The sequence below is a fragment of the Enterobacter sp. EC_64 genome (assembly GCF_019584165.1).
Classification (GTDB): Bacteria; Pseudomonadota; Gammaproteobacteria; order Enterobacterales; family Enterobacteriaceae; genus Enterobacter; species Enterobacter roggenkampii.
The window spans coordinates 133,472-142,706 of sequence record NZ_VDAS01000011.1; the positions used below are offsets into that span (position 1 = coordinate 133,472).

Annotated in this window: 11 protein-coding genes; 6 read left to right on the top strand and 5 right to left on the bottom strand. The window is 52.4% G+C overall.

What is annotated here, in order from left to right:
* Nucleotides 1-135: 135 nt before the first annotated feature.
* From trkA to def, 4 genes are read right to left on the bottom strand one after another with little or no spacing between them, the layout of a single operon-like run.
* On the bottom strand, nt 136-1,512 hold the full coding sequence (trkA, locus tag FHC52_RS11495; RefSeq protein WP_220420076.1) for a Trk system potassium transporter TrkA: 1,377 nt from the start codon (nt 1,510-1,512) through the stop codon (nt 136-138).
* A 22-nt stretch (nt 1,513-1,534) separates the two neighbouring features.
* Nucleotides 1,535-2,821 carry a 16S rRNA (cytosine(967)-C(5))-methyltransferase RsmB gene (rsmB, locus tag FHC52_RS11500; RefSeq protein WP_045354659.1) on the bottom strand — a complete coding sequence of 429 codons (1,287 nt, stop codon included), beginning with the start codon at nt 2,819-2,821 and terminating at the stop codon, nt 1,535-1,537.
* Nucleotides 2,822-2,873: 52 nt separating this feature from the next.
* Complete coding sequence (gene fmt, locus FHC52_RS11505) at nt 2,874-3,821, bottom strand: methionyl-tRNA formyltransferase (RefSeq protein ID WP_126289684.1); 948 nt, start codon at nt 3,819-3,821, stop codon at nt 2,874-2,876.
* A gap of 25 nt (nt 3,822-3,846) precedes the next feature.
* Nucleotides 3,847-4,356: a peptide deformylase gene (gene def / locus FHC52_RS11510; protein ID WP_126289686.1), complete on the bottom strand. Its 510-nt coding sequence runs from the start codon at nt 4,354-4,356 to the stop codon at nt 3,847-3,849.
* A gap of 127 nt (nt 4,357-4,483) precedes the next feature.
* Here def and dprA point away from each other — a divergent pair, with 127 nt between their 5' ends.
* The 6 genes from dprA to FHC52_RS11540 are packed head-to-tail and all read left to right on the top strand — an operon-like array spanning nt 4,484 to nt 8,267.
* Entirely contained in the window at nt 4,484-5,608 is a 1,125-nt protein-coding gene (gene dprA, locus FHC52_RS11515) for a DNA-protecting protein DprA (RefSeq protein WP_128299531.1), read from the top strand.
* Nucleotides 5,580-6,053 (top strand): DUF494 family protein Smg, encoded by a 474-nt coding sequence (gene smg, locus FHC52_RS11520; RefSeq protein ID WP_008503477.1) that lies wholly within the window; start codon nt 5,580-5,582, stop codon nt 6,051-6,053. The genes dprA and smg overlap by 29 nt, the downstream gene beginning before the upstream one ends.
* Nucleotides 6,054-6,079: 26 nt before the next feature.
* The gene (locus FHC52_RS11525) at nt 6,080-6,634 is read left to right on the top strand and encodes a type I DNA topoisomerase (protein ID WP_126289692.1); all 555 of its coding nucleotides are present in this window, start codon (nt 6,080-6,082) and stop codon (nt 6,632-6,634) included.
* Complete coding sequence (tsaC, locus tag FHC52_RS11530) at nt 6,627-7,199, top strand: L-threonylcarbamoyladenylate synthase type 1 TsaC (protein WP_220420077.1); 573 nt, start codon at nt 6,627-6,629, stop codon at nt 7,197-7,199. Before FHC52_RS11525 ends, tsaC begins: the two co-directional genes overlap by 8 nt.
* 4 nt (nt 7,200-7,203) lie before the next feature.
* Entirely contained in the window at nt 7,204-8,022 is an 819-nt protein-coding gene (aroE, locus tag FHC52_RS11535; RefSeq protein WP_023345008.1) for a shikimate dehydrogenase, read from the top strand.
* Nucleotides 8,019-8,267: a DUF1488 domain-containing protein gene (locus FHC52_RS11540; protein ID WP_023326205.1), complete on the top strand. Its 249-nt coding sequence runs from the start codon at nt 8,019-8,021 to the stop codon at nt 8,265-8,267. Before aroE ends, FHC52_RS11540 begins: the two co-directional genes overlap by 4 nt.
* Here FHC52_RS11540 and FHC52_RS11545 read toward each other — a convergent pair.
* Nucleotides 8,243-8,797: a gamma carbonic anhydrase family protein gene (locus tag FHC52_RS11545; protein WP_126289694.1), complete on the bottom strand. Its 555-nt coding sequence runs from the start codon at nt 8,795-8,797 to the stop codon at nt 8,243-8,245. The genes FHC52_RS11540 and FHC52_RS11545 overlap by 25 nt on opposite strands.
* Nucleotides 8,798-9,235 lie beyond the last annotated feature (438 nt).

The following is a 9,235-nucleotide window of genomic DNA, read 5'->3' on the forward strand; positions in this document are numbered from 1 at the left end:
GTGCCAGCTGACGACTATAAGTTTAACAAATGATTAGCTAATTGCCATTCGTGATAATTAAACGTTATGCAAAATAAAAGGCACAGAAATGAGAAGGATAAAGAGCGGGTACCCCATTTGAGAGCACCCGACACATTAAAGGAAGAATGGGCTTGGCTGGAATAAACGTTCGACGTCGGTAATAAACTTTTTATCGGTAAGGAACATAATAACGTGATCGCCTTGCTCAATGCGCAAAGTATCATTGGCAATCATGACATCATTCCCGCGCACGACAGCACCAATAATGGTGCCCGGTGGCAGCTTAATTTCGTCTATCGAACGGCCCACGACGCGTGATGTGGTTTCATCTCCGTGCGCTACGGCTTCAATGGCTTCCGCTACCCCGCGACGAAGCGATGATACCCCAACAATATCCGCTTTACGCACATGGCTCAGTAACGCGGAAATTGTCGCCTGCTGCGGCGAAATGGCAATATCAATGACGCTGCCCTGAACCAGATCAACATAGGCTTTGCGCTGGATAAGCACCATGACCTTCTTTGCCCCCATACGTTTCGCGAGCATGGCAGACATTATATTCGCCTCGTCGTCGTTGGTGACGGCAATAAAAAGATCAACTTGATCAATATGCTCTTCAGCCAGCAACTCCTGATCTGACGCATCGCCATAAAATACGATCGTATTTTGCAGTTTTTCCGCCAGTTCAGCCGCTCGCTGCTGATCGCGTTCGATCAATTTTACGCTGTAATCTTTTTCCAGCCGGTGTGCCAGACCGGCACCAATATTGCCGCCGCCGACCAGCATAATGCGTTTATAGGGTTTTTCGAGACGCTGAAGTTCACTCATCACCGCACGAATATGCTGTGAAGCCGCAATAAAGAAGACTTCGTCCCCGGCTTCGACAATCGTAGAGCCCTGCGGGCGGATAGGTCTGTCGTGGCGGAAAATAGCCGCGACGCGCGTATCAATATGCGGCATATGCTCGCGCATGGTGGACAACGCGTTGCCAATCAACGGGCCGCCGTAATAGGCCTTAACGACGGCCAGGCTCACTTTACCTTCGGCAAAGTTCACCACCTGCAGGGCGCCCGGATATTCGATCAGACGGTAGATATTGTCGATCACCAGCTGTTCTGGCGCGATGAGATGGTCAATAGGAACTGCTTCTGAATTAAACAGTTTCTCAGCATCGCGGACATAGTCCGGAGAGCGGATGCGCGCGATTCGGTTTGGCGTGTTAAAAAGCGAGTAGGCCACCTGACAGGCCACCATATTGGTTTCGTCAGAACTGGTCACCGCAACCAGCATGTCGGCATCGTCAGCGCCCGCCTCACGAAGGACGCGGGGGTGCGAACCATGACCCTGCACAACGCGCAAATCAAATTTGTCCTGTAAAACTCGCAGGCGATCGCCGTTGGTATCCACTATGGTGATATCGTTGTTTTCGCCAACCAGATTTTCCGCCAGCGTTCCACCAACCTGTCCTGCGCCCAGAATGATAATCTTCATCTCTCGTGACCTGTTCTCAACATCACTCTTTGATTAGCTTAGCGTAAAAGAAGCCATCACCCTCTTCTGCACCCGGCAGATTTTGCTGACCCGGGCATTCAGGCGTTCCCGTATCGTGCAGCGCCGCGTCCGGGGTTCGTTTAAGGAAGGCCGCGATTTGCTGACTGTTTTCTTCCGGCAGTACTGAACAGGTTGCATAGACCAGCGTGCCGCCGGGTTTGAGATGTGGCCAGATGGCGTCGAGGATGTCGGATTGCAGTTGGGCAAGCTCACTAATATCACGATCGCGACGCAGCCACTTGATATCCGGATGACGACGAATCACACCGGTTGCAGAGCAGGGGGCATCCAGCAAAATGCGATCGAATTGTGTTTCGCCACACCATTCTGCGGGTTTGCGTCCATCGCCTTGCTTAACCTGCGCCTTCATGCCCAGACGCTTGAGGTTGTCATAGACGCGTGAAAGACGCTGCTCATCAACGTCCACTGCCATCACGTTGGCCTGCGGAGCCACTTCAAGAATATGCGTCGTTTTGCCCCCAGGCGCTGCGCAGAGATCCAGAATCTGCTCACCGTTTTTAGGTTCGAGCCAGGTCATGCAACCCTGAGCAGAAGCATCCTGTACCGTTACCCAACCCTCTTCAAAGCCGGGTAATGCATGTACCGGTGCAGGCGATGCTAAGCGCACGGCATCAGGGTATGCGTCATGGGTGAAGCCGCTCATTCCAGCTTCTTCGAGTAATGCCAGCCATGCGTCACGGGTGTGGTGATTACGATTCACGCGTAACCACATTGGCGGACGCTGGTTGTTGGCATCGGCAATGTCCTGCCACTGCTGCGGATAAGCTTTTTTCAGGCGCTTCAACAGCCAGTCCGGATGCAGGAAGCGCGCTTCGTTTTGGGCAAATTCAGCCAGAAGCTCATCCTGCTGTCGCTGGAACTGACGCAATACGCCGTTGATCAGCCCTTTCAGCTGAGGACGTTTAATCGCAACGGCACCTTCCACCGTCTCTGCCAGCGCGGCATGAGGTGGGATGCGGGTATGAAGAAGCTGATAAAAACCCACCATAATTAAATAATGTACGGTGCGCTGCTTGCCCGTCATTGGGCGGGACATCAGCTTGTTAATCAACCACTCAAGCTGAGAGAGTGTGCGCAGGACGCCAAAGCAGAGCTCCTGAAGCAGGGCTTTGTCTTTATCAGAGACTTTTTGCTGCAGGGGAGGCAGGACGTTGCTCAGTGACTGGCCCTGCTCGATAACCTGCTCGACGGCCTGGGCCGCCATGCTGCGTAGATTTTGTTTTTTCATAACCGTAAAAATAAAAATGCCCGGAAACACCGGGCCTTAAGAATAAATTTGCTCAGGCAAGGCGATTGCCAGGGATAAACCATTCGCGACGGGAATTTAGTAGATCCTGAGCACTCATGGCTTTCTTACCGGCCGGTTGGAGCGATTCAAGATTCAAAATCCCTTGCGCAGTCGCCACCTGGATGCCGTTCTTGCTGGCATCAATAATCGTACCGGGTTCCACCGTGGTAGCACCGCTAATGACGGAGGCTTTCCAGACTTTTACTGGCTGCTCATCAATTTCCAACCAGCTCATCGGCCACGGATTAAAAGCGCGAATGCAACGTTCAAGCTGAGCGGCTGACAGGGACCAGTCGATCCGCGCTTCTTCTTTGCTCAGCTTTTCGGCGTAGGTTACCAGCGCGTCGTCCTGAACTTCTGGTTTTGCCGTATTGTCAGCAAGCTGCTGAAGCGTCTCGATGAGCCCTTGTGGACCAAGCTCTGCCAGTTTGTCATACAGCGTGGCGCTGGTATCGTCTGACGTAATGGGGCAGGCCAGTTTATAGAGCATGTCGCCGGTGTCTAAACCTACGTCCATCTTCATGATGGTAACGCCCGTTTCGGCATCACCCGCCCACAGCGCTCGCTGGATAGGAGCTGCACCACGCCAGCGTGGGAGCAGGGACCCATGCACGTTGATACAACCCAGACGCGGCATATCAAGCACGGCTTTTGGCAGAATTAAACCGTAAGCCACCACCACCATTACGTCGGCATTCAGGTCAGAAACCAGCTGCTGATTTTCCTGCGGGCGCAGCGATGCGGGCTGAAAAACAGGAAGCCCATGCTCTTCTGCCAGCACCTTGACCGGGCTCGGCATCAGTTTTTTGCCGCGACCAGCAGGACGATCCGGCTGGGTAAAGACGCCAACAATCTGGTGACCAGACGATAACAGCGCGTCAAGATGACGCGCTGCAAAATCAGGGGTTCCGGCGAAGATAATACGTAGTGATTTAGACACGATGATCCTTGTATCCGGTGGGACGTTATGCGCGAGAACGCAAACGATCCAGTTTCTCTACTTTCTGACGAATACGCTGCTGTTTCAGCGGCGAGAGATAATCGATAAACAGTTTACCGACCAGGTGATCCATCTCATGCTGAATACAAATCGCCAGCAGATCGTCTGCCTCCAGTTCGAACTGATTACCGTCACGATCCAGGGCGCGAATTTTCACTTTTTCGGCACGCGGCACTAATGCACGCTGTTCAGGAATGGAGAGACAGCCTTCCTCAATACCGGTTTCGCCACTCTTTTCAAGCAGCTCTGGGTTGATCAGCACCAGACGGCCATCGCGATTCTCAGAAACGTCGATCACGATAATACGCTTGTGAATGTCCACCTGCGTTGCCGCCAGGCCAATGCCTTCTTCGGCGTACATGGTATCGAACATATCATCAACGATACGCTGGATTTCTGCATTCACTTCTTTAACCGGTTCAGCGACGATGCGAAGGCGCTCGTCCGGAATATGTAATACTTGCAAAACTGCCATAAATTTCCAGAGTCGTGTTCAGGAGTTGATAAGAATACTCCCTCTATTCTAGACAAATCCCCCATCGATTGACAGCATCAGTGACCAATCGCAATGATTGCGGAGACCGCTTATGGCAGGGGAAAGGATGACATCTACCGAGATTTGGCTACGGCTCATGCACACAGGTTCTTTGTGTGGTGATGTCGTGGTGGAAGCGGCTGCACGACTGCAGAGGCAGGAAGGCATCGACACGCTTGTTCTGAGAAACACTGGTTTGACAGCAAAGCAGGCTGAACGGTTCGTTGCGCTCAATGAGAGTGAGCTGGAACGTAGCCTGGTATGGCTTGAGCAGCCGGGTCATCATTTATTAACGGCCAACCATCCCCTTTATCCCCCTTTGCTCCGCACGATCCCTGATTATCCCGGAGCATTATTCATAAAAGGTAACCCTGAGACGCTTAATACCATTCAGCTGGCGGTGGTAGGCAGTCGTGCGCCGTCATGGTACGGCGAGCGGTGGGGGAAAATCCTGTGCGAACAACTTTCACAAAGTGGTTTCACGATCACCAGCGGGCTGGCCTGTGGTATTGACGGCGTTGCCCACAGCGCGGCGCTGTCAGTAAAAGGACGAAGTGTCGCGGTGCTGGGAAACGGTCTTTTTAGTATTTATCCACGTCGGCATCAGGCATTGGCGATGCGGCTTATTGAGTCTGACGGCGCGATAGTGTCTGAGTTTCCGCTTTCGGCGCAGCCCCGACCGGCAAACTTTCCGCGTCGTAATCGCATCATCAGCGGCCTTAGCAAAGGCGTGCTGGTCGTTGAAGCCGCGCGGCGAAGCGGTTCGCTGGTCACGGCACGGTGCGCGCTCGAACAGGGGCGAGAAGTCTTCGCCTTGCCAGGCCCGATAGGTAATCCCGGATGCGAGGGACCGCACTGGCTGATTAAGCAGGGGGCAACACCGGTAACGGAAGTCGCGGACATTCTTGAAAATTTGCAATATGGGCTGCAATGGCTGCAGGAAGATCCCGAAAAGCGACAATATTCATCAGATCAGGGAAAGGTGGCATTGCCATTTCCCAAGCTCCTGGCTAACGTAGGAGATGAGGTAACACCTGTTGACGTTGTCGCTGAACGTGCCGGCCAACCTGTGCCAGTAACGGTAGCACAGCTACTCGAACTGGAGTTAGCAGGGTGGATCGCAGCTGTACCCGGCGGCTATGTCCGATTAAGGAGGGCATGCCATGTTCGACGTACTGATGTATTTGTTTGAGACTTACATCCATAACGAAGCAGAAATGCGAGTGGATCAGGACAAGTTGACACAGGATCTTACCGATGCGGGATTTGAGCGGGAAGATATCTACAATGCGTTGATGTGGCTGGAAAAACTGGCTGATTATCAGGAAGGCCTTGCCGAACCGATGCAGCTTGCTTCTGACCCATTGTCAGTACGCATTTATACCGCTGAAGAGTGTGAACGGCTGGACGCCAGCTGCCGGGGATTCATTTTATTCCTTGAGCAGATTCAGGTGCTAAACCTCGAAACGAGAGAAATGGTGATAGAGCGCGTCATGGCGCTGGATACCGCAGAATTTGAACTGGAAGATCTCAAATGGGTGATCCTGATGGTTCTGTTTAATATCCCGGGCTGTGAAAATGCCTATCAGCAAATGGAAGAATTACTCTTTGAAGTTAATGAAGGTATGCTGCACTAATTCAATGTGCAGCACCAAGAGTTGTTATGGTCAAATCAGCACTGTTCACGGTGCATAAAAACGAGCCCTGCCCGCAGTGCGGGGCTGAACTTGTTATTCGGTCCGGGAAACACGGCCCGTTTCTCGGTTGTTCTCACTATCCGGAATGCGATTATGTTCGTCCTCTGAAAAGCCAGGCGGATGGACATATCGTTAAAATTCTGGAGGGTCAGCTTTGTCCTCTCTGCGGTGGCGAACTCGCGCTACGTCAGGGGCGTTTCGGCATGTTTATTGGATGTAGCCGCTACCCGGAATGTGAGCATACGGAACAAATTGATAAGCCTGATGAAACGGCAATTGCCTGCCCTCAGTGTCAGCGAGGTCAGCTGGTACAGCGCCGCTCCCGTTATGGTAAGACTTTCCATTCGTGCGATCGCTACCCTGAATGCCAGTTCGTTATCAATTTTAAGCCGGTAGCGGGAATCTGCCCTCATTGCAATTATCCGCTACTGATAGTGAAGAAAACCGCGCAAGGCATGAAACGCTTCTGCGCCAGTAAACAATGTGGAAAGCCGGTTACGGCGGATCAAAATAGTGAATAATAACCTGCCATCAGGCTCCATTGCGCATGCAGTGGACGTACTGAAAAATGAAGAAGTCATCGCCTATCCAACTGAAGCTGTTTTTGGGGTCGGTTGCGATCCTGACAGCGAAACGGCTGTGAGACGTCTGCTTACTCTTAAACAAAGACCCGTCGAGAAAGGGCTGATTTTGATCGCTGCGAATTACGAGCAGCTTAAACCCTATATCGATGATTCTATGCTGACACCGGCACAGCGCGAGACAATCTTCTCCGCATGGCCTGGACCAGTAACCTTTGTCTTCCCGGCTCAGCCTACAACGCCGCGCTGGTTAACCGGACGCTTTGACTCCCTTGCCGTTCGCGTCACTGACCATCCGCTGGTGGTGGAGCTGTGCCTGGCATTTGGTAAACCACTGGTCTCAACCAGCGCCAACCTGACCGGGCAGCCGCCTTGTCGGACAACTGAAGAAGTGCTGGCGCAGTTCGGGAATGACTTCCCTGTCGCTGTTGGTGAAACGGGAGGGCGCCTGAATCCGTCTGAGATTCGCGACGCTTTGACCGGCGAACGTTTTCGCCAGGGGTAATCTCATGGAAACCTATGCTGTTTTTGGTAATCCGATTGCACACAGCAAGTCACCGTGGATTCATCAGCAATTCGCGGAGCAGCTGCAGATAGATCATCCCTATGGGCGCGTACTGGCGCCAGTGGATGCCTTTATCCCAACGCTGGAGGCCTTTTTCGCAGCGGGGGGCAAAGGCGCGAATGTGACGGTCCCGTTTAAAGAAGAAGCATTCGAACGTGCAGATGAGCTGACCGAGCGCGCTTCACTTGCAGGTGCAGTCAATACTCTAAAACGGCTTGAGGATGGACGCCTTCTGGGTGACAACACCGACGGGATTGGTTTACTCAGCGATCTGGAAAGACTCTCCTTTATCAAACCCGGATTCCGGGTTCTGCTGATTGGCGCGGGTGGTGCATCGAGGGGCGTTCTGTTGCCTCTGCTTTCCCTGGACTGTTCAGTGACCATTACTAACAGAACCTTTTCCCGGGCAGAAGCGCTGGCGGCGTTGTTTGCGCATACCGGCAGCGTGAGCGCGGTAGCGCTTGACGATCTTGCTGAACGTGAGTTCGATCTTGTCATTAATGCCACATCCAGCGGCATCAGTGGCGAGATCCCGGCGATCCCCGCTTCGCTGGTCAGTGCGCATATGTACTTCTATGACATGTTCTATCAGAAAGGTAAGACGCCTTTCCTGAATTGGTGTGAACAACACGGCGCGAAACAGTTAGCCGATGGGCTGGGAATGCTGGTGGGGCAGGCTGCGCATGCGGTACTGCTCTGGCACGGAGTGTTGCCTGCTGTCGAGCCGGTCATTGAAAAGCTAAAGCAGGAGCTTTCGGCGTGAATCAGGCTATTCATTTCCCGGACAGAGAGAGCTGGGATGAGCATAAACAAGCGGTCTGTTTTCCGGTGCTGGTGCAGGGCATGCAACTTACCTGTGCCATCCATGGAGAAACGCTGTTGCATCGTTTTGGCGGCGCAGACCCGCTAGCGGTATTTTGCGAAAATCGCTGGGATCTGGAAGAGGAAGCCAGCGATTTAATCCGCGAACAGCAGGAAGACGATCAGGGCTGGGTTTGGTTATCCTGATCCAGATAGTCATTCTTCCATTTTACGTAGTTGTTCGCCGAGTATTTTAATCCTTCGATCTCTGCCTCCTTAAGGGGGCGGATCTGTTTTACCGGACTTCCCAGATAGAGATAACCGCTCTCCAGCCGTTTGTTCTGCGGGACCAGGCTACCGGCACCAATCATTACGTCATCTTCTACTATGACGCCATCCAGCAAAATCGACCCCATGCCAACAAGGACGCGATTTCCGATCGTGCAGCCGTGGAGCATCACTTTATGGCCGACGGTAACATCCTCTCCAATGATGAGGGGATTACCCTCGGGGTTATAGGAGGATTTGTGCGTGACATGCAGAACGCTACCGTCCTGAATGTTGGTACGTGCACCAATCGACACATAGTTAACATCTCCCCTGATGGCGACGAGCGGCCAGATACTAACGTCATCGGCCAATCGGACATCACCAATGACCACACTACTGGCGTCGATCATCACGCGATCGCCTTGTTTGGGGAACAGATCTTTATAAGGACGTAATACTGCAGACATAACTACCTCTGGGAATGAGCGCTATACAGAAGACTTTGATCGTATTCGTCGATCGAGGCAAGGCAAAATACGTCAATATTTAAGCAGATCGGGCGGGATTTCAGCGAAAAGCGCGGAAAATCAGCAGTCGGAAAAAAAGATCTAAAAAATACTTGTGCTAAAAATTGGGATCCCTATAATGCGCCTCCATCGACACGGCAGATGTGAATCACTTCACAAACAACGCGGTCGGTTGAAGAGAAAAAATCCTGAAATAACGGGTTGACTCTGAAAGAGGAAAGCGTAATATACGCCACCTCGCAACGATGAGCGAAAGCCGCGTTGCACTGCTCTTTAACAATTTATCAGACAATCTGTGTGGGCACTCAAAGTGACATGGATTCTTAACGTCCTCGGACGAAAAATGAATACCAAGTCTCTGAGTGAACATGCGTAATT